The following is a 21,891-nucleotide window of genomic DNA, read 5'->3' as shown; positions in this document are numbered from 1 at the left end:
GAAATGGCGCAAGCGTGAATTTAAAGAAATATGCCTTTTTGCATTCAACCGCGCATTTAATAGACAAACTTAGGGTTTTGCCGCCTATTCCGGTTCAGATAAGCACCAGTCTGAGGCTATTATCTACTTTCCCTCCCTGCCCGACCATTTCATCATAAGCTGACTGATGTAGCAGTACCGCGTTTTTTACCTGTGCTTTATCCAGCAGTTGTAATACCTCTGTGACACTTTTGAATCTTTGTGGCCTGCGCAGACCTCGTTGCAACAAGTCGGCCTGCAGAATAAAACCAGTTTGTCCCCGACAATTCGCGTGCGCCAGATAAAGTCCCATTTCAAAAGAATGGATTGTCAGTTCATTAATGACGGTACCAGGTACATTAAGTGAGACCAGGGTGAATGCCATACTGTTTTGCTCCTCTCTGTTTAGAGAGCATTACGGCATCAAGATAAAAACGGATGAAAACAGCCCTTGTTTTCATCCGCTTTGTTTATTCACACTTCACTTGAGTTCACAACACTGACAAATCAGAAGTCGTATTTAGCCGAAAACTGCAGGCGATTTAAATCACCTTCCAGATCTGACTCCAGTACTCTGTTGGCATGACGGAATTCAACACCCACTGAAACCTTACTGGCCAGCTGATAAATCAGGTTGGCACTGTAACTGTGGGTACTTTCCGTTTGTGCTTGCCCTGTATATTGCACAGGGTTATCAATTTTTTGTGCTGAATAAAAGATGCTGGAGCGCAGTTTGTCATTCCAGGCATGTTTATAGGCCAGGGTGTAACCGACACTTTTAATCGCTTCGAGTTTGTTGTCACCGCGAAGTACTGCATCGTTGCCGGTGTTCAGGCTCATGTAACGCCCAAGCGCGTCACCATAGTTTACCGCAAAACGAATATCGTCGGTTTTTGACAAATTCACTTTGCCGCTAAATGACAGGCCGTAACCCTGCACCTGATCGTCAATCAGACCGTTTTCATAGGATAACTGACGTGATAATGCAGATACTGTGAGCCCGCCCCAGTCGGCTGTATGGTTGTAACGAACCACTAAATCCGGTGTTGAATTGTCATCTGTCACTAAACGGGTACCACCATTCAAAGGTGTCACTGTGGTTTCCGGGTTTTCAATCGCAAACTGGAAACCGCCTGTGGTGTAACGGATTTGCGCCTGACGTACGAAGATAGTGCCATCTGTGGTGCCAACAAAATCAAGACTATCCGGCAGCGCGTTCACGTCCATAAAAGTGGACCAGGTTTGACCGAACAACCAGCCGTCATAAGCAATAAAGGCATGACGGATCTCAGGTGCATAACCGTTACTGACGCGTTGATCGCCAATAGTGGTGGCCATCATGTCAAATTCAAAACGGCCACTGATTTTTTTGCCGTTTTCAAGCAAGGTATCGCTGGTGATAAAAAAGCGCGACTGGCGGGCATGCATATCCCATTTAGCCGACTCTGAATTGCCACCAACAGGAATAAGGCTTGGTACATAAAAATCACGGCCAATACCTGTGGCAATACTACCATCTGAGGTGTCTGTAACCATGGCATCAAGTTTCAGGTAACCACCAATACCAATTTCGGTGTTATCACCCATTTTAAAACCAGCATATGCGTGCTGGCTGCAAAACAGTGTCAGCATCAATGCCGCCACCGGGACTAATTTGTGTGTCTGAGTTGTTTTCGCATGTTGCATCTTGCTGCTCCGTTCGCCTTGTCGGTTATCATTGTTATAAATAGCTGTCATCATTCGATTACAAGCTAACTGTGGTGCAGGAATACAAAGTCCTCAATTAGCCTTTAGTCGAACACTAAATAAACAATGGTCAGCAGCTAGACTAATGTCTAATTTGCGCTGCTACACCTTTGCGGTAGAACAGCTTTATTAAAAACATCAGGTGCATAGCGCCTACGGGGAAGACAAATCATGTCACAACAACTTTATCCGGTAAGTGCGGCTGCAAAAGCCAGAACCTTGCTGACCAATGAAGCTTATCTGGCCATGTACCAACAATCTGTGGATGCGCCGGAACAATTTTGGGCCGAACATGGTAAACGCATCGACTGGTTTAAACCTTTTACCAAAGTCAAAGACACCAGTTTTGAGCTTGGTAAAGTCCATGTGAACTGGTTTAGCGACGGCACCCTGAACGCCAGCTACAACTGTCTGGACCGCCATCTGCCGGAAAAAGCCAATCAGGTTGCTTATTATTGGGAAGGTGATGAACCCGGTGTTGATAAGGCCGTCACTTATCAGCAGCTGTATGACGAAGTTTGTCAGCTGGCCAATGGTATGAAGAGTCTCGGCATTCAAAAAGGTGACAGAGTTACTATTTATCTGCCGATGATCCCGCAAGCCGCCGTCGCTTTATTAGCCTGTGCCCGCATTGGTGCTGTGCACTCTGTGGTATTTGCCGGTTTTTCTCCTGATGCACTGGGTAGCCGCATTGTCGACTGTGACTCTAAATTAGTGATCACTGCCGATCAGGCCCTGCGCGGTTCGCGCGTGACTGCACTCAAAGACAATACCGACCAGGCACTTGCCCACCTTGGCAAAGCTAATCCGGTGAAACACGTCATAGTGGTAAAGCATGTGGGTCAGAATATTGATGAACACGCTGGCCGCGATATCTGGTACCACGACTTATTGGCAAACCAGAGCAGAGAGTGTGCACCTGAAGTGATGAACGCTGAAGATCCACTCTTTATTCTGTATACCTCTGGCTCAACAGGTAAACCTAAGGGCGTGCTGCATACCACAGGCGGTTATATGGTGTGGGCTTCAATGACTCACCAGTATGTGTTTGATTACCATCCGGGTGATGTGTACTGGTGCGCCGCCGACGTTGGCTGGGTTACAGGCCACACTTATATAGTGTACGGACCACTGGCAAACGGTGCCACCAGCGTGATGTTTGAAGGGGTGCCAACTTACCCCAACGTTAAACGTATTGCGCAAATTGTCGATAAATTTCACGTGAATATTCTCTACACTGCACCAACTGCCATTCGCGCCCTGATGGCACATGGCACAGCAGCAGTAGAAGGTTGTTCCCTGTCCTCACTGCAAATTCTTGGCAGTGTGGGTGAACCGATTAACCCGGAAGCCTGGCACTGGTATCACCAGCAGATGGGCAAAAGCAACTGCCCAATAGTAGACACCTGGTGGCAAACTGAAACCGGCGGTATTTTAATTACACCATTACCTGGTGCGACCGCTTTAAAGCCAGGCTCAGCTACCCGGCCATTTTTTAGTGTCAAGCCTGCCATTGTCGATAACGAAGGCAATCTGCAGCAAGGCGCCTGCGAAGGTAACCTGGTGATCCTCGATAGCTGGCCAGGTCAGATGCGTACTTTGTATGGTGACCATGACCGTTTTGAGCAAACCTACTTCTCTACCTATAAAGGCATGTATTTTACCGGCGACGGTGCCAAACGGGATGAAGACGGTTATTACTGGCTGACTGGCCGCGTTGATGATGTATTAAACGTATCGGGTCATCGTTTAGGCACAGCCGAAATTGAAAGTTGTCTGGTGGCACACGAAGCCATTGCAGAAGCTGCAGTGGTGGGCTACCCACACGACTTAAAAGGTCAGGGTATATATGTGTTTATTGCACCTCGTGTTGGTGTGGAGCCGAGTGACGACTTAACCAAAGCAGTCAAAGAATGGGTCAGACGCGAAATTTCCCCAATCGCCAGTCCGGATCTTATTCAGTGGGCGCCGGGTTTACCCAAAACCCGCTCCGGTAAAATTATGCGCCGGATTTTGCGTAAAATTGCCGCCAATGAATACGATCAATTAGGGGATATCTCAACGCTGGCTGATCCGTCAGTGGTTGAGCACCTGATTGAAAACCGTCTGAATAAATAACCACTTGAACAAGTAACCACCGAAGCGGAGCATAAACCAATCCATGGTTTATGCTCCGGTAAAAGCATAGACAGTCAGCAATGTCTTGATTATGCTGGGGTCATAAACACGGCGTGCTTATTTTTGCGCCGCCTTGTCGCACCGGAGTCCAGTATGGCCAAACTAATAGTTGCGGATGATCATCCGCTGTTTCGTAATGCTCTGATCAATGCCATCAGCAATACTTTTGTTACCAAAGCAACCATCGAAACCGATTGTTTTGAAGCCACCTGTCAGGCGCTGGAACAACATCCGGACACCGACTTATTGCTGCTGGATTTGCATATGCCGGGCAACTGCGGTTTTCTGGGGTTAATTCAGCTGAGAAAAAAGTACCCGGCTTTACCGATAGTGGTGATTTCTGCCAGCGACGATCCGGACGTCATTCGCCGTGTCATGACTTTTGGCGCTTCTGCTTATGTGCCTAAATCGGCTCATCCGGTAGAAATTGGTAAAGCGCTGACGGCAGTGATGAATGGTGATGTTTGGCTGCCACAACACATGCAGCAGCTGTTTAAACCGGATCCGAATAATCTGAACGATTTGGATTTGGCCGCCAAAGTGGCGCAGCTCACCAATCAGCAATATAAGGTATTGTATTACCTGACTGAAGGCTGGTTGAATAAACAAATTGCCTACGATTTACATATTTCCGAAGCCACAGTCAAAGCCCACCTGACCGCTATTTTCAGAAAACTGGGTGTCACCAACAGAACCCAGGTGGTGATCCAAGCACAGCGATTACAACTTGAAGCACCGGTAGACAGAGCTTTAGCCCAGCAGCAGGACGCCTGACACCACCTTATTGGTTTTTGCCGATCATTTGTGTGACAAGATGCTCCGCATTCAGCCGCAGCTGTATCTGTGCGATCTTTTCCAGTTGGGTAAAAGCGGCCAGCGTCAGCCGCTCAAAACTGCCCATAAAATGCTGCAGTGTTGTCTCGTCCATACCTCTACCCGTTTTGTGCCGCAGTTGCTGTTCCTGCTGTGCCCGCCAGACACAAATCTGCTGCCAGTCTGGCGCCCTGAGCCAAATCAGCGGTCTGAATAATTGCCAATATTGCTGATATTGACCGCCAAGTTGCTGATTAACAAAACAGCGCCAGCGGCCATCGGCATCAAATTGTGTTTCAAAAGGGCTGATGGCTGTAGCGATCTCTTTTTTATCTTGTGGTTTGAGCCCAATACACCAGCCTTCCACCAGCAATAGATCAAGCTGCTGCGCGGGCAAAGCTGCGGCGGGTTCATCCAGCGCTTTATCAAAACGAGGTAACGCCACTGGATCCCCAGCCAGCACAGCTCTGGCATCTTCAATTGCTTTGTCAATATCATGTGTGCCTGGCACACCACGCTGGCGCAGCAGCGGATGCACATCTGCTGCCAGCTGTGCCCTTTGGGCACCGGACAGATAATAATCGTCGAGTGACACGGCGGCAGCGCGAAGGCCCAAAGCCGAAAAATGCGCCACCAGACGTGCGGCCAATGTTGATTTACCCGAACCCTGAGCGCCGCTGATCCCAATCACAGCGGGCAAAGACTGCAACTCCAGCTGCAACAGCAGCGCCTCTAATACGTCAAGGTTGGCTCTGGTCATCTGCAATAGCACCTGACGGCATGCTCTCTGGTGCTGCCACAACCTGCTCTGCGGTGTTGAGCTGGGCGCCCTGCTGCAAGTCATCATCTTCCAGCAGCTTATGCTGATTAAATTCAGTCATAAATATCTGCCAGAACGCCATAAAAAGTGCCGCCACTAAAGGCCCAAGCACAAAACCATTAATCCCCAGTAAGGTAATACCGCCTAAAGTGGAAAAGAGCACAATATAATCCGGCAATTTAGTGTCGCGCCCAACCAATAAGGGCCGCAGAATATTGTCAGCAAGGCCAATCACCAGCGCCCCATAGGCAATCAGCACCGTTGCCTGCCACCACTGACCACTGGCATACAGATATAAAGCCACAGGGAACCAGACCAAAGCAGCGCCTATGGCCGGTAATAAACTTAAAAAGGTCATCACCACGCCCCAAAGCACAGGAGCCGGTATATCTAACACCCACAGAATAAAACCACCTAAAGTGCCCTGCACCACAGCCACCACCATATTGCCTTTGACCGTTGCCCGGGTCACTTCCGCAAATTTGGCAAATAATAACCGCTCCCGCGCATCACCTAGCGGCAGTGCTTTTACCAAAAGCTCCACCAGTTTGGCCCCGTCACGCAGCAGGAAAAACGCCAGATACAGCATTAAACCAATATTTAAAAACAAACCGGCGGCATTCTGGCCTATCGCCAGGGTTTCTCTGGCGAGTAAACGACTCCCCTCCACAGCAGCGTCGGACAATTGCTGGCGCAGATTATCGGTATTGACGCCAAATTCCTGCAAAGTGGCAGACACTGTCGGAAAAGCACCACGGATTTTATCCAGCGTGGCGGCCGGATTCAGTTCGCCGTTCTGAATACGCTGGTAAAAAGCCACCCCTTCTTGCGCAAAAGAAAAGCCGATGGCCAAAATGGGTAACACCACCATCACCATACAAATCAGCAGGGTTAACAGCGCAATGCGGTTGGGTTTGTCACCCAGTTTTTGCGTTAACAGGCTTTGCAGCGGATAAAAAATCACAGTCAGGGCACAGGCCCAGAAAATGGCGCCCCAGAAGGGTTCCAGCACAAGCCCAAAAGCAATAGTGACAGCCACCAGTAAGATCAGAAAAAAACGCCGTTCCAGTTGTGCCCGCATTATAGCTATCTCCTTGTTTAAACAATGTTTAGCCTACCACGGCGCACTATGCTCTGCCCAGCATCAAGCTGCATGGCTGCTTTGCGTCTGGCTCAACACGCCGCGGTCCGCTTAGACAGCCTGGGAATACAGCTTGGGAATAAAGCGAAGTTTTCAGCTACTGCTAACCCCGGCCTCTGGCCAGTTTTACCGAATTTAAACAGGCCCGAAGCGCTGCCGCTTTAATAGGTTTGGCTAAAAAGATCAAACCAAGCTCGCGGGCTTTGGCCGGTAAATCTGGCTCGGGCGCCGCCGACACTAAAATGGCCGGCACTTGATACCAATACTGCTGTAACTCGCGGTACAAACTCAGGCCATCCTGCTGATTACTCAGCTGATAATCCAAAATCAGCAGATCCGGGGCCGGATGATTGGCGGCATAAGCCAGACTCTCTTCCACGTTATCTGAACTTTGCACCTGCCCCACCTGCCACTGCGCCAATAAAGTGGTCAGTGCCGCCAGATTGGTGCTGTTGTCATCTACACAAAATATTGAAAAATTGGCAAAAGGTCCGGCTTCTGTCAGCTGCACTATGGCCGCGTTGTCACCAGGCTCAACCTGCTGCTGCGCCACAAAAGGTACTGTTAAGCGAAACACTGTGCCTTGACCAGGCATGGAACTGACGCTGACCTGATGGCCCAGACTTTTGGCCATACGCTGTACCACACCAAGACCAAGGCCAACGCCCTGCTGACCACGCGAGGTCGCGTCCACCCGGTAAAAATCATCAAAAATATGCTGCACATCGGCATCATTGATGCCAGGGCCTGTGTCCCAGACTTCAATCAGCAACTGACTGCCTCTGCGCCTGCAGCCCAGCAATACGCGGCCGGATTGAGTGTATTTGATGGCGTTGGACAGCATATTCTGCAAAATCCGCCGTAAATAAGTCGGGTTACTGCGCACCAGATAAGGTACCTGCCGCACTTTCAGTTTCAGCTGTTTTTGACTGGCCAGCAGCGCAAACTCATCACCCAGCTGGGCCAGCATAGGCGCCAGTTGCAGTGTACTGATTTCAGGCTCCATTTTGCCGTCATCCAGTTTGGCAATTTCCAGCAAGGTCGAAATCAGCTCTTCGGTGGCTTTCAGTGAGCTATCCAGTTGGCGGATAGTTTCCTGCTGCCTGGCTGGTTCTGTTTGTTCCTGCAAAGCGGCAGTAAATAACCGGGCAGCATTGAGCGGTTGCAAAATGTCGTGGCTTGCCAGCGCCAGAAAACGGGTTTTAGAGGCATTGGCTGCTTCAGCTTCAGCTTTGGCCAGCAACAACTGTTGCTCTGTGGTGCGCCTGAGCTCAATTTCGTCCCGCAGCTCCTCGTTGATCTGACTGATCTTTGCGGTGCGCTCCAGCACCCGCTGCTCCAGATGTTGTTTGGCTTCTGCAAGTTGCTGCACCGCATGCACATGTTCAGTGATATCGGTAAAACTGGTGACAAAACCGCCGCCCGGTATTGGGTTACCGCGCATCTCTATCACTGTGCCGTCCGGGCGCACCCGCTGAAACACATGGGCTGTGCCACGCTGCATATGCTGCAGTCGTTTTTGCACATGTTCATCGGCGCTGCCCTGGCCACAAAGGCCGCGCTCGGCATTAAAACGGACAATGTCGGCAATGGCGCGGCCCACCCGCACCATGCCTTCGGGGTATTGAAACATCTCCAGATATTGTTTATTCCAGGCTACCAGCTGCAGATCACGGTCTACCACACTCACGCCCTGACTTAGGTTTTCCAGCGTGGAGAACAAAATTTTGCGTGAAAACTGAATGGCCTGACGGGTATCATCAAACAGTGTTACCACATCTTCAAAGGCCAGCTGACGACCATCGAGCACAGCGTTGACCATAGCAGCGGCGCTGGATGAGCCAATCACACCAGCCAGTTCACGCTCAACATGGCGCACCAGCGCTGGCACCGGTGTTTCATCCAGCTGCAAAGGCTGCGGTTGGCGACGGCTAAATTCAGCCAAAGATTCCCTGGCGCGCTGGTTGCCGACAAAACGTTCCAGTAAGGTTTTTAAATCCTGACCATAAACGCGGGTACGGCGGATTGATTTATCTTCATCCAGCGGTAAATTGGGTTTTACAAAAGCCACTGCCTGTAATCTGTCGTGCAGGTCAGCTTTATGAAGTAACGAAATACCAACATAAAACAGTACGTTCAGCCCCAAAGACCAGAACACGCCATGACTGAGCTGATCAAGCTCCAGCCCGAACAGCGCGGTGGGTTTAAGCCAGCTGAGGCCAAAGGCGCCGGATTGCAGCCATTCCTGCCCCAGTACACCAACACTGACCAGCTGTGGCAGCATTAAACAATAAAACCACAAGGCAAAACCAACACCAACACCGGCATACACACCCAAAGCATGGCCACGGCGCCAGTACAAACCACCAAGCACAGCAGGTGCCAGCTGGATGATCAGCGCAAAGGCCAGCAAGCCGGTTTCGGCCAGTTCGTAGTTACGGGCAAATAAACTGTAATATCCATAAGACAGCCCCATCACGGCAATAATCATCAGCCGGCGTACCCGCAGGATCAGCGGACTGTAGTCTTTTTCCAGCTGCTCTACAGTGCGGCCACGTAATAAAGTCGGCATCACCACGTCGTTACTGAGCATGTTACTTAAGGCCAGAGTAGCGATAATAATCATCGAAGTTGCGGCAGAAAAACCGCCGATAAACACCAGCGCACTGACACTTTCCCAGCCCTGACTGGCCGGCAGCAGCAGTACAAAACTATCCGCCTGTGCAAGTTTGTCTGGAAACAGCTGTAAACCCGCCAGTGCTATTGGCAGCACCACAATAGTTACCAGTAGCAGATAACTGCTAAACCAGCGTTTGGCGTGTTTTAAATGTTCAATATTGGTGTTTTCAACAAAGGTGACATGAAACTGCCTGGGTAGCAGAAAAATAGCAGCCATCGCCAGCACAGTTTTGGTGATAAAAGCAAAGATCCCACCCTGCTCGGCCTGATATGCGGTCTGACTATGACTACTGGCATACAAGCTAAAATCCGCCAACATCTGCCAGGGACGGTCGAGTACAAACCAGCTAACCGCCAGCGCCAACGTTAATAAAGCGGCTAGTTTGATCACAGATTCAAAGGCGATGGCCACCATTACACCGCGGTTTTGCTCGGTCAGATAGACCTTGCGCGTCCCAAATAAAATGGCAAACAACGTCATGGCCAGCGCACTTAACAGCGCTGAATCCTGCCACCAGATTTGCATGGCGTCTTCACTGCGCCCCAACAGCACCTGATAAGACACAGCCACAGCTTTGAGCTGAAGTGAGATATAAGGCACCACTACCACTAAACATAACAAAGCGGTCAAAGTGGCAATGGTGTGGCGTTTACCATAACGGGCGCTGATAAAGTCGGTAATAGAAGTTACGTTGTGTTTTTTTGCGACATGCAGCAGCTTTCTTAGCACTCTTTGGCCGAAGATAAACACCAGCAAAGGCCCAAGATAAATAGGCACATAGTCCCAGCCGGAACTGATGGCTGAACCAACAGCGCCATAGTAGGTCCAGGAGGTACAATAAACCGCCAGCGCCAGGCTGTAGATCAAGCCCCCATACTTTCGTAGTAGCTGATCAGAGGCATGGCGCTCCGCCCAGTTGGCAATACTGAATAAACCACCGACGTACAGCAGTGCTAATACCGCTACAATCCACGCTGCCACGCCCTTCTCCTTAAAAAACATTTGACTGCATCAATACCCATCTTCGCAGGCAAGGCCCTGAAGTCAAGCCAGGCGCCATTCTCTTCGACTAAAGTCGGGCTATCGCTTGACAAGGCAACTGCTAGATTAAGTTGGCTCGAGAAAAATAACTAGAGGAAACAACTATGGCGGACGACAAACACAACGCTCAGGCCTATTGGCAAGCCAACTTGCGCCTGATCATCATTAGCCTCGTCATCTGGACTGTCGTGTCCTATGGCTTTGGCATTTTATTAAGACCTTTGCTGGCAGGTATTGAAGTCGGCGGCACTGACTTGGGCTTTTGGTTTGCACAACAAGGCTCAATTCTGACTTACATCGCGCTGATTTTCTTCTACGCCTGGAGAATGAATAAGCTCGATAAAGAATATGGCGTGGACGAGGAGTAACTCAGATGAGTCAGTTTGCAATTAATATGATCTTTGTGGTCGGCTCTTTTGCGCTTTATATCGCCATCGCGATTTGGGCAAGAGCAGGCTCCACCAAAGAGTTTTATGTGGCCGGTGGTGGTGTACACCCTGTGATGAACGGTATGGCAACAGCCGCCGACTGGATGTCTGCGGCTTCTTTTATTTCAATGGCCGGTTTAATTTCAGTGGGCGGTTATGCCAACTCCACTTACCTGATGGGCTGGACCGGTGGTTATGTGCTGCTGGCCATGTTACTGGCACCCTACTTACGTAAATTTGGTAAGTTCACAGTACCAGACTTTATCGGTGACCGTTTTTACAGCTCTGGCGCCCGTTTAGTGGCCGTGGCCTGTTTAATCATCGCTTCTGTGACTTATGTTATCGGTCAGATGACAGGTGCCGGTGTGGCCTTTTCGCGCTTTTTAGAAGTCAGCAGCGATATGGGATTAATCATCGCCGCAGTTGTGGTCTTTATGTACGCTGTACTTGGCGGCATGAAAGGTATTACCTATACCCAGGTGGCGCAATACGTAGTGCTGATTGTGGCTTATACCATTCCGGCCGTGTTTATCTCATTACAGCTGACCGATACCTTATTACCGCCTGTTGGCCTGTTCTCTGAACATACCCAATCAGGTGTGCCACTGCTGCAAAAACTGGACGAAGTGGTGCGTGAACTTGGTTTTGTCGATTACACCGCTGATGTAGACAATAAACTGAATATGGTGTTATTCACCCTGTCACTGATGATCGGTACTGCAGGTTTACCACACGTGATTATCCGGTTTTTTACTGTGCCAAAAGTTGCGGATGCTCGCTGGTCGGCTGGCTGGGCGCTGGTGTTTATTGCCATTTTATATCTGACTGCTCCTGCTGTTGCTTCTATGGCACGGTTAAATCTGATGACCACTATTTACCCTGCGGGCCCAACCGCTGACGCCATTCAGTATGCTGAGCGTCCGGACTGGATCAAAAACTGGGAAAAAACCGGTTTGATTAAGTTTGAAGATTTAAATGGCGACGGTCGGGTACAGCTGTATAACCACACACCACAGTTTGCCGAAAAAGCAGCTGAACGCGGCTGGAAAGGCAATGAGCTGACGGTGAATAACGACATCCTGGTGCTGGCAAACCCTGAAATTGCCAACCTGCCAGCCTGGGTTGTGGGTTTAATTGCTGCCGGTGGTCTGGCTGCTGCTTTATCCACAGCTGCTGGCTTATTATTGGCGATTTCTTCAGCCGTCAGCCATGACCTGATCAAAGGCTCCATTAACCCCAATATCAGTGAAAAAGGCGAACTAAGAGCGGCCCGTATTTCAATGGCAGTCGCAATAGTGGTAGCCACTTATTTAGGGATGAATCCGCCAGGCTTTGCAGCGCAGACAGTGGCGCTGGCTTTTGGTATAGCCGCTGCGTCCATCTTCCCGGCGCTGATGATGGGGATATTCTCTAAACGGATAAACAGCAAAGGTGCTATTTGTGGCATGCTGGCGGGTTTAATCTCGACCACTGTGTATATTTTCCTGTTCCTGGGTTGGTTCTTCATTCCAGGCACTGCTTCTTATGAAAATATCCCGGCCAACTGGTTCTTCGGCATCTCCCCACTGTCCTTTGGTGCTGTGGGTGCGATGATTAACTTTACCGTGGCCTTTGCAGTGTCCTCGGTCACCGAAAAACCACCTGTGCATATTCAGGATCTGGTAGAAAGCGTTCGTTTCCCACGTGGCGCTGGTACTGCGGTTGATCATTAAGTAGCATAAGGCACTGACCTTAAGCCACTTTTAACTCACGGGCTTTAGCGATAGTAGATGCTAAAGCCCGTTTTATTTCAGGAAAAAACATTATGCTCTGGGAACTTGTTGCCACAGTTTTTGCTGGTTTAGGCGCTGCTGGTATTGCCTTAATGCTGAGAAAATTATCGGCACAAAAATTACCCCGTTATCTGGTGCCTGTGTTCGCCGGCCTTGGCATGCTTGGCTTTCAGATCCACAGCGAATACAACTGGTACAGCCACCAGCTGACGTTACTCCCTAAAGATGTCGTGGTAGTTAAAGCTGTAGAAGAAAAAATCAGCTGGCGCCCCTGGACTTTGCTTAAACCACAGATCACCCGTTTTATGGCATTGGACGTAAAAAACTCTGTGGCTAACAGCAAGAATCCGGAATTAATATTGGCCAATCTGTATTTGTTTGAACGCCGTCAGGCCGCAATTAATGTAAAACTCGTCGTGCACTGTCCGAGCAAACAAAGAGCCAACTTTACTGAACAGCTGGAACTGCCAGCCCAGGGGGAAACTCCGGGCACAGACTTTATAGCTATAGCCGCAGATGAAAGTGTGTTGTTACAACTTTGTCCGCAAAATAACGCCTGATCAGGCGTTTAACCGCCACACCGGCGCAGACTACCGACTAAAGTAGACTTTCGCCCCCCTATCGCTGTTGCTACAGTTGCAGTGCTGTTGATGCCCTTGTCACAACTGCACTGAAGCTGCAAAGGAGCAGTGATGGAAATCAGCGAAGTTATTAAATTTCTTGCCAAAACCACACCTTTTAACCATTTGTCCACGGCCGAACTCAACCAGCTGTGCAAACATATTGGGGTATATTATTACCAGGCAGAGGACAAGGTGCCCACCAACGGTCGCCGCCTGCTGATCGTCCGTACCGGCGTTTTTGCACTGTACAGCGACCAGCAGCAGTTATTGGCCAAACTGCAGGAAGGTGATTTTTATGGTTATCAGCTGTTATTAACAGATTTAACCGATGCCGATGTGCTGCAGTGTGAAGAAGATGGTTTGGTGTATTGGCTGGACGGTCAGATTTTTCACCAGCTACGCCATCAGTTTAAAAATGTTGATTTGTTTTTCCAGCGTTTATTCAGCCGCCGGCTGCATCAATACAAAGAACAACAACAAAGCTCCCGTTTTACGCTGAAACTGCACGACGTGGTGCATGCCCATAAAATTGCCATTACCCCAGAACAAACAGTGCAACAGGCCGCCCTACTGATGACGGAAAAACGGGTATCGTCATTATTGGTCGAGCAGGAGCAAAAGCTGGTGGGTATAGTGACAGACCGCGATTTACGCAGCAGGGTTCTGGCGCAGAACTTACCCGCCAGCACAACGGTGGCAACTATCATGACCCGCCAACCGCACACTATCGACAAAAATGCCTATTTGTACGAAGCAGTGCAACTGATGAGCCGTTTTAATATCCATCATTTGCCGGTGACCGAACAGGGTCTTTGTTTTAGCATGATCACCGCCACCGATATTATCCGGGCGCAGCAGGATCATCCGGTCTATCTGATTGGCGAAATTCACCGCCAGCAATCAGTGGACGGACTGGAGCAATGTAGTCTGCATATTCAGGAGCTGGCGCAAACTCTGGGCAAACAACAGGTACCGGCCCATGAAGCGGGCCATATTATTACCACTATCACCGACGCCCTGACACAACGTCTGATTAAACTTGCTATGCAACAATTGGGCGACCCCCCTTGTGTGTTTTCCTGGTTGGCCTTTGGTTCGCAGGCCAGAATGGATCAGAGTTTAAATGCCGATCAGGACAACGCCCTGCTGCTGGAAAAAGAGCCGGTCGGTGATGTTGAACTTTATTTTGCAGCGCTCGCAGATTTTGTCTGCACTGGTCTGGCCCGTTGTGGTATCAAACTCTGCCCCGGCAATATTATGGCCAGCAACCCTGAACTTCGGCTCAGTTTAAAAGGCTGGTCCGGTCGTTTTGCCCGCTGGATCACCACTCCAACCCCTCAGGCGCTGCTCAACGCCAGTATTTATTTTGATCTGAGAGTGATTGAAGGCAGCCGCGGTTTATTTAATGCGCTACAACAAGATATTCTGGCAAAAACAGCTAACAACGACTTGTTTTTACTGCATTTATCCAAAACAGCGCAAGAGCGCACTGCCCCGCTTGGATTTTTGAAAAACTTTATTCTGGAACAGGACGGTAAACACAAAAAAGGGCTGGATCTGAAAAAACGCGGCATTAGCCTGATCACCGATCTGACAAGGGTTTATGCGCTATCGGCCGGCATCAGTGAGGTCAATACCAGGCTGCGACTCAAGGCCTTAGCCGATAGCCAGGTGATGGATAACCGTGATGTACAGAATTTACTGGACGCTTTTGATGTGCTGGCGCAACTTCGCTGGGATAAACATCTGCAGGAGCTGCAACAAGGCCATGATGTGACTAACCTTTTGGATCCGGCGCAGTTATCTGCACTGCAGCGTCATCAGCTCAAAGACTGTTTTGCCGTCATTCATGAAGCGCAGTCGTCAATGCGCTACCGTTTTAGCCGGGAGCTGTAGATGTTTGGCTGGTTAAAACTACACAAAGAGCCGGTGAACGCCATAGTGCAGCAGTTTGAAGCTGTCGCCTGGCCCAGCCCGGACACCCCAGTATCCCAGTGTCGCTTTTTGGTGCTCGACCTTGAGACCACCGGCCTTGATGCCAAAAATGATCATATTGTCAGCCTCGGTTGGGTTGTGATTGAACAACAGGAAATTGATCTTGGCAAAGCACAACACCTGCTGGTAAAGCCACCGGTCAGCGTAGGTCAAAGTGCAGTATTCCATGGGTTACATGACAAAGATTTATCTAAGGCGCAGGATTTAGCCGATGTCATGGCAGAGCTGCTGCAACTTTATGCCGGCGCCGTTTTTGTTGCCCACCATGCCAGTATTGAACAGAAGTTTTTAACCATGGCCTGCCAGCGTTTGTATGGCCGCTCACCCAAATTTAAGTTTATCGATACCATGCAACTGGAGTGGCAAAGGTTATTAAATCGCGGCAAGGTGGTGCATCAACGTGATTTACGTTTACCCTCTTGCCTAAGCCGTCACCATTTACCACACAATCAGCATCATCATGCGTTAGAAGATGCCTTTAGTTGTGCTTTGCTACTGTTAAGCCAGCTGAAAAAAAGCCGCAACCATCAGATGACACTGGGCGAACTGGCCGCACTGAGCAGGGGTTGAAACGTGGTTGAAGCCGGGTGTTAAAGATTACAGAATAACACCGGAACAACGCCCCCAACTTTGGCCTGTGCCACATAAAAACCAGGCGTTTCACAAAAGGTAAAATGCAAAAAAGCCAGTCAATGACTGGCTTTTTCTAACGCTGTGCGCTGCTAAAAATTATTTAGCGCGGCCACGGTATTCGTCAGTACGGGTGTCGATTTCAATCATGTCACCAGTTTCAACAAAAGCAGGAACCATCAGCTCAAAGCCGGTGTCCAGTTTAGCTGGTTTCATTACTTTACCTGAAGTGTCACCACGGGCAGCTGGTTCTGAGTACACAACTTCGCGAACAACGATAGTTGGCAGATCAACAGAGATAGCGCGCTCGCCGTAGAAAACAACTGAACACTGCATGTCTGGCACTAAGTATTTCAGTGCGTCAGTCATGTTTTCAGCTTCGATTTCGTACTGGTTGTATTCAGCATCCATGAATACGTACATTGGGTCGGCGTAGTAAGAGTAAGTCACTTCTTTGGTGTCTAACATGACTTGTTCAAACTTGTCGTCAGCACGGTAAACAGTTTCTGAACCCTGACCAGACAACAGGCCTTTTAACTTCATTTTTACTACAGCAGCGTTACGGCCAGATTTGTTGAATTCAGCTTTCTGAACAACCATTGGCTCGTTGTTGACCATGATCACCTGGCCAGCGCGTACTTCTTGAGCAGTCTTCATCATAATTGAAATATCTTCTTGTTAGGAAAAATTGCGGGGCATTTTACATTTATTTTCGGCAAAACGCACGAGGTTGCTGGCAAGATCTTCATGTGTCATTAAAAAAGCGCGCCATGCCTTGTTATAAAGCGCAATTTTTTCTTTATTTTCAAGCAATAACGGCCAAAGCTCCGCCAGAGGTAACTCCAGATCCCAGCGCCGGTGCACTTCAAGTAACAGCTGCTGCAAAGGCGATGCAGCCTGCTGCAGATACTTTGTTAAAAAGGCGTCCAGCTTTACCTGATGTGCCTGCTCCTGCTGGCGGTAAATTTGCCAGATAAAAGTTTTGCCCGCCCAGTGTGCGCGGATCACAGAATCTTCACCGCGGACAAAGTTAATATCACAGGCAGCAAGCAGATAGTCGTATTGCTGCTGCGGCATAAAAGGCAAAATATCAATCCGAAGTTTACCGCGCTGTGCAAAACTCTGACTGCCAAGTTCAGGCCACAGCGTTTTTAACCTGTTGGCCAGCACACCTTCAGGTACCAGCAACACTGTGCTATCTGCACTTTGGCTCAGCTGTTCTAACCAGCTGCCAATCGCAGGCTGATCATAAGCAAACAAAGATACTTTGCTATCAAATTCAGTAACATGGCTAAGCCCAAGCTGTTGCCAGAATTGCTGTTGTGCCTTTGTGTCAGCAGCAAAAGCATCCAGTGTTGCCACCAAATTGCGCTCTCTTAATAAAGCGCCGGTTTGTGCGGTAAACCCAGGGAAAAAAAAGTATTTGTGAAGTGCCAGCCCCGGCTGTGGGGACGCCAGGCCATGACAGCCATGCACCCAGTCTTCCGCCGATAAATATTCCAGATTCAGCCAGAGTGCCTGTGGTTGGTGCTCTGATAGCGCCTGCAAATAAGAAGTGGGAATAGTACAGGCCAAAGCTTCAATCACCAGATCCGGATATTCTGCCGCCTCAAGCTCAGCCAGCGGTGAGCTCCATAAGCACACCTGCACCCCTTCAATCCGCTGCGTTGTTTTGTCCGGCTGCACCTGCGGGCAAATTCTGGCAAAACTGACAAGGTCGTCCACCCACAACCTAATATCCAGCTGATGCTCGGCCACCAACTGCCGCGACAGCCGCCAGCAAATGCCAATATCCCCAAAATTATCAATCACACTGCAAAAAATGTCGCAGCGCTTAATCGCGGACGTCATGAAAAATTCCTATTTAGAAAAGCGTTCTGGCCACAACCGACAACAGCTTGACTGTTGCATACAGGCTGACGGCCAGCAGCAGCAAGGTTGCCAGCGCCAGGCTGTGCAGTCTGAGGCCAAACACAAAGGCGCGCAGTTTATCACGAAAGGGCTGGCCTTTTGACAGCGGCGCTGTGGTGGTAAAACCGGCACAAATCAGCAGATACAACAATAACCACAGGGCCAGCAATAATGGCAACAACAGCTGTGCACCCACGCCTTGTTGCAGCAGCTGCCATGTTGCAACCACAAATGCCAGCAGGCAGAGCACTCTGCCGGACCACAACGGCAATAAGCGGCGCTGTGCAATGCGCTGCAACAGCTTTACATAACGCGGGTAAAAACCGATCAAGCCAGACTCCGTGCCTGTTGCCACAAATGCTGCGGGAATAACGGCACTATGCCGGATAAACCAAATAAATCGCCGACTAACCAGATTTGTTCAAAAGGATGTTGGCTGGGTAATAACAAACGGGGTCTGTGCTGCTGCAAATCCTGACTCCGCCAGTGGGGGTTGGCATTGCGGATCACCAGCCACACCCTGCTGCTGTCATAACTTTTGCGGCCTTTTTGTGCGATCAGCCGGTTTAATGCTTCCAGTAACCTGTCTTCTGCCGGCACCTGCTGCAAAGCCAGCAATTCCTGGTGTGTTTGCAAACTTAACGATCTACCTAAGATTTGCATAGCTTCGGCTTCACTGCCGTATAAATGGGCAATTTCCAGATCAAGCCGCTCATCCGCCAGATAACAGGACACATCAGGTTTAGCCGGTTCGTTATGCCAGATATGCCGCATTGGCAGTTGATATTTCTGCTCATACAAGCGCATAAAAAGCCGGGCTGCGTCATGCTCCAGCTTAATTTTTTCTAACTGCTGCCCCTGCATCCTGGTGCTACTCCTTTGCAGTATGAATGGCACATCAGTGCTCTATAAACCGGATGCCCGAGCTGTAATGAGGCCGACATCCTGCAAATCATGGTTGCTGCTTTTGTTCAGCAGCCTGCTCTTTAAGTTTTTCATAAGCACCGGCATTCACCACCCTGGTATAACCTTGCGCCTGCAAGGCATCAAGTGCCAGGCCAGAGCGACGGCCACTGCGGCAATACAGGTAAATTTCGGCATTTTTATCCTGAGTAACTTTGGCTATCTGTGCGGCAATTTGTTCATGCGGAATATGCAGCGCCCCCACCAAATGACCGGCATTAAACTCATCTGCAGTGCGCACATCAATCCAGATGGCAGAGCCGGCTTTTTCTGTCGCTGTTTGTTGCTGCAGTGCTTGAGCCTGAGTTCCTGCCAGCACTCCAGTCTGCTCGAACTGCGCTGCCAGCAACGAAGTGCTGAATAACAGTGCCGGCAGCACCACAGCCAGACCTGATGTTTGCATCAATAATTTTTGCATGAGCTGCTCCATAAAAGCTGTTTGTTGAAAATGTCAGCTCAGTAGCTGATTAATCTGCTTTGAGCTGCTGCACTATTTCCAGCAGCACGGGCCAGACCGAGACCAATAACAACAACGCCATACTGATATTAAAACCGCGTTGAGCAACCGGCTGGTTCAGCCAGCGCCTGAGTAAAGCGCCAAATAACAACCAGCTGCCGACACAAGGCAGGCTCATCAGTAAAAAAGCCAGGGTAATTTGCATCACATCCTGATAAAACTGGCCCTGCATTGTGGTAAAGGCCGCCACTGCGCCCGATGCCATGACCCAGGCTTTGCCATTGACCCACTGAAAAGCGGCCGCCTGCAGGAAACTAAAAGGTTTGCTGTTGCTACCTTCAAGCGACGTGGGTGTACTACTGGCAATTTTCCAGGCCAACCAGCACAGATACAACACCCCCAGCACTTTAATCGCCAGGTGTAACCAGGGCTGATTGCTTAGCACCACACCAAAACCCAGCCCAATCATCAGCACCATCAGCGGAAAACCAAGACAGATGCCGAATAAATGCGGCAAACTGGCTTTGACACCATAGTTGACGCCTGAGCTCATCATCATAATGTTATTGGGCCCGGGTGTGATGGTGCTGGAAAAAGCAAAAAACAACACGGCAAAAAATACGTCCACCTGCAGCTCTCTTATGGTTGGGCTTTGTCAGCCATGGTAATGCCCGCCAGCAGCCATTGGCAATGGTTTACCGGGCTATTGCACACTTTATATAACAATTCGTACTCAGGGCTATAAATCGCCCTTTGACATTTTGCGGCAACGCCACAACCTGAAGCGGTGCAGTGCCAAAAGGTATAAAAAAACCAGCAATACGCTGGTTTTTTATCAGGTTTACCCGTGCGGGTTAATCATCAAAGAAGGTATCGCGCAGTGCGACGGTACGGTTAAACACCAGGTTATCTTTGCTGAAGTCTCTATTGTCAGCACAATAATAACCTTCACGCTCAAACTGATAAGCTTGCTCTGGCTTGGCATCCACCAGACTTGGCTCGACAAAACCATGTTTGATGGTTAATGACTGCGGATTAATCACGCTGATAAAGTCTTCTTCCGCTGCCGGGTTTGGCACGGTAAAAAGTTTATCGTACACACGGAACTCAGCCGGCTTGGCCTGGCTTGCTTCCACCCAGTGAATAACACCCCGTACTTTGCGGCCATCAGCCGGGTTCACGCCCAAAGTGTCCGGGTCGTAACTGCAAATCAGCTCAACAATATTGCCGGCTTCATCTTTAATCACTTCGTCCGCCCGAACTACATAGGCACCACGCAAACGTACTTCACCACCTGTGACCATACGTTTGTATTTTTTATTGGCTTCTTCCCTGAAATCAGCGCGGTCAATATAAATCACTTTGCCAAATGGCACCTTACGGCTACCCATGGCTTCTTCTTTCGGGTGATTATGCACTTCCAGCCACTCAATCTTGTCGGCCGGATAGTTGCTTAAGGTAATTTTCAGCGGATCAATGACCGCCATGGCGCGTGGCGCATGGGCGTCTAAATCTTCGCGGATACAAGCATCCAAAGCGCTTGCTTCAATCATATTGTCTTGTTTGGTGATACCAATACGTTTGGCAAATTCACGCAAAGACGCCGGTGTATAACCACGACGGCGCAAACCGGCAATGGTTGGCATGCGCGGGTCGTCCCAACCAGACACATGGCCACCTTCCACCAGGGTGTGCAACTTACGTTTACTCATCACCTGATATTCCAGGTTCAGACGGGAAAACTCAATTTGCTGCGGGTGGCAGTTGATGGTGATGTTATCCAGAATCCAGTCGTACAAACGGCGGTTATCCTGGAATTCCAGTGTACAAAGTGAATGGGTAATGCCTTCGAGCGCATCAGAAATACAGTGGGTGAAGTCGTACATAGGGTAAATGCACCACTTGTCACCGGTTTGATGGTGATGAGCAAATTTCACACGGTAAATCACCGGGTCGCGCATACAGATAAAAGGCGAGCTCATATCAATTTTGGCACGCAGTGAACATTCACCTTCTTTAAAACCACCGGCACGCATTTTTTCAAACAGCGCCAGGTTTTCAGCAGGTGAAGTGTCGCGGTACGGGCTGTGTTTGCCAGGCTCAGTTAAGCTGCCACGGTACTGGCGCATTTCTTCGGCGTTTAAAAAACACACATAAGCCAGACCTTTGTTAATCAGCTCAACGGCGTAACCATACAAAGCGTCAAAATAGTCAGAAGAATAACGCACTGCGCCATCCCACTGAAAACCCAGCCAGTTCACGTCGTTCTGGATTGAATTGACAAAATCGATGTTTTCTTTTTCCGGGTTGGTGTCGTCAAAACGCAGGTTACACTTGCCCTGATAATCTTCGGCAATACCAAAATTTAAACAAATTGATTTGGCATGACCAATGTGCAGATAACCATTTGGCTCAGGCGGAAAGCGGGTTTGCACTGTGTTGTGTTTGCCGGAAGCTAAATCGGCATCAATAATTTGCCGGATAAAATTGGTGGGGCGTGTTTCGATGTCCGCCATATAAATCAGATCCTTGTGTGTCGACAAAAATAAAGGAAGAAAAAATTCAGTTGGCCGCATTATAACAGCAACAAAAGCGCTGACCAGTAGCGCGTTAGGCTTTGCCGGTTTTTGTTAGCACACTTTACAACTGCAGCAATAAAAAGGGCTGCCCGAATG

At 49.5% G+C, this 21,891-nt stretch carries 19 protein-coding genes; 7 read left to right on the top strand and 12 right to left on the bottom strand.

The genetic code is table 11. The features are described 5' to 3' along the window. Positions 1–94: 94 nt before the first annotated feature. Complete coding sequence (locus tag V7P87_RS05785; RefSeq protein WP_333796576.1) at positions 95–403, bottom strand: DUF6482 family protein; 309 nt, start codon at positions 401–403, stop codon at positions 95–97. Between the two features lie 122 nt (positions 404–525). Continuing rightward, positions 526–1,605: a DcaP family trimeric outer membrane transporter gene (locus V7P87_RS05780; RefSeq protein WP_333796575.1), complete on the bottom strand. Its 1,080-nt coding sequence runs from the start codon at positions 1,603–1,605 to the stop codon at positions 526–528. A gap of 327 nt (positions 1,606–1,932) precedes the next feature. Here V7P87_RS05780 and acs point away from each other — a divergent pair, with 327 nt between their 5' ends. Continuing rightward, positions 1,933–3,882: an acetate--CoA ligase gene (gene acs, locus V7P87_RS05775; protein WP_333796582.1), complete on the top strand. Its 1,950-nt coding sequence runs from the start codon at positions 1,933–1,935 to the stop codon at positions 3,880–3,882. A 153-nt stretch (positions 3,883–4,035) separates the two neighbouring features. Next, positions 4,036–4,716, top strand: a complete 681-nt coding sequence (locus V7P87_RS05770; protein WP_333796574.1) for a response regulator transcription factor — start codon at positions 4,036–4,038, stop codon at positions 4,714–4,716. A 7-nt stretch (positions 4,717–4,723) separates the two neighbouring features. Here V7P87_RS05770 and V7P87_RS05765 read toward each other — a convergent pair whose 3' ends face one another. The 3 genes from V7P87_RS05765 to V7P87_RS05755 all read right to left on the bottom strand — a co-directional run bounded on the left by V7P87_RS05765 (position 4,724) and on the right by V7P87_RS05755 (position 10,377). Then, on the bottom strand, positions 4,724–5,515 hold the full coding sequence (locus V7P87_RS05765) for a kinase (protein ID WP_333796573.1): 792 nt from the start codon (positions 5,513–5,515) through the stop codon (positions 4,724–4,726). Then, a complete protein-coding gene (locus V7P87_RS05760; RefSeq protein ID WP_333796572.1) occupies positions 5,496–6,656 on the bottom strand; it encodes an AI-2E family transporter in 1,161 nt (386 codons plus the stop codon). The genes V7P87_RS05765 and V7P87_RS05760 overlap by 20 nt, the downstream gene beginning before the upstream one ends. Positions 6,657–6,819: 163 nt before the next feature. Beyond that, complete coding sequence (locus V7P87_RS05755; RefSeq protein ID WP_333796571.1) at positions 6,820–10,377, bottom strand: PAS domain-containing hybrid sensor histidine kinase/response regulator; 3,558 nt, start codon at positions 10,375–10,377, stop codon at positions 6,820–6,822. A gap of 164 nt (positions 10,378–10,541) precedes the next feature. Between V7P87_RS05755 and V7P87_RS05750 the strand changes: the two genes are divergently transcribed. From V7P87_RS05750 to V7P87_RS05730, 5 genes are all read left to right on the top strand, one after another. Further along, on the top strand, positions 10,542–10,805 hold the full coding sequence (locus tag V7P87_RS05750) for a DUF4212 domain-containing protein (RefSeq protein ID WP_260656852.1): 264 nt from the start codon (positions 10,542–10,544) through the stop codon (positions 10,803–10,805). A gap of 5 nt (positions 10,806–10,810) precedes the next feature. Then, positions 10,811–12,577, top strand: coding sequence for a sodium:solute symporter family protein (locus V7P87_RS05745; RefSeq protein WP_333796570.1), 1,767 nt, complete (start codon positions 10,811–10,813; stop codon positions 12,575–12,577). Between the two features lie 92 nt (positions 12,578–12,669). After that, on the top strand, positions 12,670–13,197 hold the full coding sequence (locus V7P87_RS05740) for a hypothetical protein (protein WP_333796569.1): 528 nt from the start codon (positions 12,670–12,672) through the stop codon (positions 13,195–13,197). Positions 13,198–13,329: 132 nt separating this feature from the next. Next, positions 13,330–15,156 (top strand): DUF294 nucleotidyltransferase-like domain-containing protein, encoded by a 1,827-nt coding sequence (locus V7P87_RS05735; RefSeq protein ID WP_333796568.1) that lies wholly within the window; start codon positions 13,330–13,332, stop codon positions 15,154–15,156. After that, complete coding sequence (locus tag V7P87_RS05730) at positions 15,157–15,825, top strand: exonuclease domain-containing protein (RefSeq protein WP_333796567.1); 669 nt, start codon at positions 15,157–15,159, stop codon at positions 15,823–15,825. 159 nt (positions 15,826–15,984) lie between these two features. Here V7P87_RS05730 and efp read toward each other — a convergent pair whose 3' ends face one another. The 7 genes from efp to glnS form a co-directional block, all read right to left on the bottom strand. Next, positions 15,985–16,545 (bottom strand): elongation factor P, encoded by a 561-nt coding sequence (gene efp, locus V7P87_RS05725; protein WP_442967935.1) that lies wholly within the window; start codon positions 16,543–16,545, stop codon positions 15,985–15,987. A gap of 18 nt (positions 16,546–16,563) precedes the next feature. Next, positions 16,564–17,736, bottom strand: coding sequence for an elongation factor P maturation arginine rhamnosyltransferase EarP (earP, locus tag V7P87_RS05720; protein WP_333796566.1), 1,173 nt, complete (start codon positions 17,734–17,736; stop codon positions 16,564–16,566). 13 nt (positions 17,737–17,749) lie between these two features. Continuing rightward, on the bottom strand, positions 17,750–18,127 hold the full coding sequence (locus V7P87_RS05715; RefSeq protein WP_333796565.1) for a hypothetical protein: 378 nt from the start codon (positions 18,125–18,127) through the stop codon (positions 17,750–17,752). Beyond that, complete coding sequence (locus tag V7P87_RS05710) at positions 18,124–18,660, bottom strand: hypothetical protein (RefSeq protein ID WP_333796564.1); 537 nt, start codon at positions 18,658–18,660, stop codon at positions 18,124–18,126. The genes V7P87_RS05715 and V7P87_RS05710 overlap by 4 nt, the downstream gene beginning before the upstream one ends. Before the next feature lie 88 nt (positions 18,661–18,748). After that, on the bottom strand, positions 18,749–19,177 hold the full coding sequence (locus tag V7P87_RS05705; protein WP_333796563.1) for a rhodanese-like domain-containing protein: 429 nt from the start codon (positions 19,175–19,177) through the stop codon (positions 18,749–18,751). A gap of 49 nt (positions 19,178–19,226) precedes the next feature. Continuing rightward, positions 19,227–19,844 (bottom strand): LysE family translocator, encoded by a 618-nt coding sequence (locus tag V7P87_RS05700; RefSeq protein ID WP_333796562.1) that lies wholly within the window; start codon positions 19,842–19,844, stop codon positions 19,227–19,229. Positions 19,845–20,070: 226 nt separating this feature from the next. After that, positions 20,071–21,732 carry a glutamine--tRNA ligase gene (gene glnS, locus V7P87_RS05695; RefSeq protein WP_333796561.1) on the bottom strand — a complete coding sequence of 554 codons (1,662 nt, stop codon included), beginning with the start codon at positions 21,730–21,732 and terminating at the stop codon, positions 20,071–20,073. Positions 21,733–21,891: the final 159 nt, after the last annotated feature.

It is taken from the genome of Rheinheimera sp. (assembly GCF_036782235.1).
GTDB lineage: Bacteria > Pseudomonadota > Gammaproteobacteria > Enterobacterales > Alteromonadaceae > Pararheinheimera.
The sequence above is the reverse complement of the archived record's forward strand: the minus strand, read 5'-3'. Positions and strand labels throughout refer to the sequence as shown.

What these genes read in the sequence shown, in the direction of transcription:
- V7P87_RS05785 (WP_333796576.1), bottom strand. Translation starts at nt 403, where the DNA reads ATGGCATTCACCCTGGTCTCACTTAATGTACCTGGTACCGTCATTAAT.
- V7P87_RS05780 (WP_333796575.1), bottom strand. Translation starts at nt 1,605, where the DNA reads ATGGGTGATAACACCGAAATTGGTATTGGTGGTTACCTGAAACTTGAT.
- V7P87_RS05770 (WP_333796574.1), top strand. Translation starts at nt 4,036, where the DNA reads ATGGCCAAACTAATAGTTGCGGATGATCATCCGCTGTTTCGTAATGCT.
- V7P87_RS05765 (WP_333796573.1), bottom strand. Translation starts at nt 5,515, where the DNA reads ATGACCAGAGCCAACCTTGACGTATTAGAGGCGCTGCTGTTGCAGCTG.
- V7P87_RS05760 (WP_333796572.1), bottom strand. Translation starts at nt 6,656, where the DNA reads ATGCGGGCACAACTGGAACGGCGTTTTTTTCTGATCTTACTGGTGGCT.
- V7P87_RS05750 (WP_260656852.1), top strand. Translation starts at nt 10,542, where the DNA reads ATGGCGGACGACAAACACAACGCTCAGGCCTATTGGCAAGCCAACTTG.
- V7P87_RS05745 (WP_333796570.1), top strand. Translation starts at nt 10,811, where the DNA reads ATGAGTCAGTTTGCAATTAATATGATCTTTGTGGTCGGCTCTTTTGCG.
- V7P87_RS05740 (WP_333796569.1), top strand. Translation starts at nt 12,670, where the DNA reads ATGCTCTGGGAACTTGTTGCCACAGTTTTTGCTGGTTTAGGCGCTGCT.
- V7P87_RS05735 (WP_333796568.1), top strand. Translation starts at nt 13,330, where the DNA reads ATGGAAATCAGCGAAGTTATTAAATTTCTTGCCAAAACCACACCTTTT.
- V7P87_RS05730 (WP_333796567.1), top strand. Translation starts at nt 15,157, where the DNA reads ATGTTTGGCTGGTTAAAACTACACAAAGAGCCGGTGAACGCCATAGTG.
- efp (WP_442967935.1), bottom strand. Translation starts at nt 16,545, where the DNA reads ATGATGAAGACTGCTCAAGAAGTACGCGCTGGCCAGGTGATCATGGTC.
- earP (WP_333796566.1), bottom strand. Translation starts at nt 17,736, where the DNA reads ATGACGTCCGCGATTAAGCGCTGCGACATTTTTTGCAGTGTGATTGAT.
- V7P87_RS05710 (WP_333796564.1), bottom strand. Translation starts at nt 18,660, where the DNA reads ATGCAGGGGCAGCAGTTAGAAAAAATTAAGCTGGAGCATGACGCAGCC.
- V7P87_RS05705 (WP_333796563.1), bottom strand. Translation starts at nt 19,177, where the DNA reads ATGCAAAAATTATTGATGCAAACATCAGGTCTGGCTGTGGTGCTGCCG.
- glnS (WP_333796561.1), bottom strand. Translation starts at nt 21,732, where the DNA reads ATGGCGGACATCGAAACACGCCCCACCAATTTTATCCGGCAAATTATT.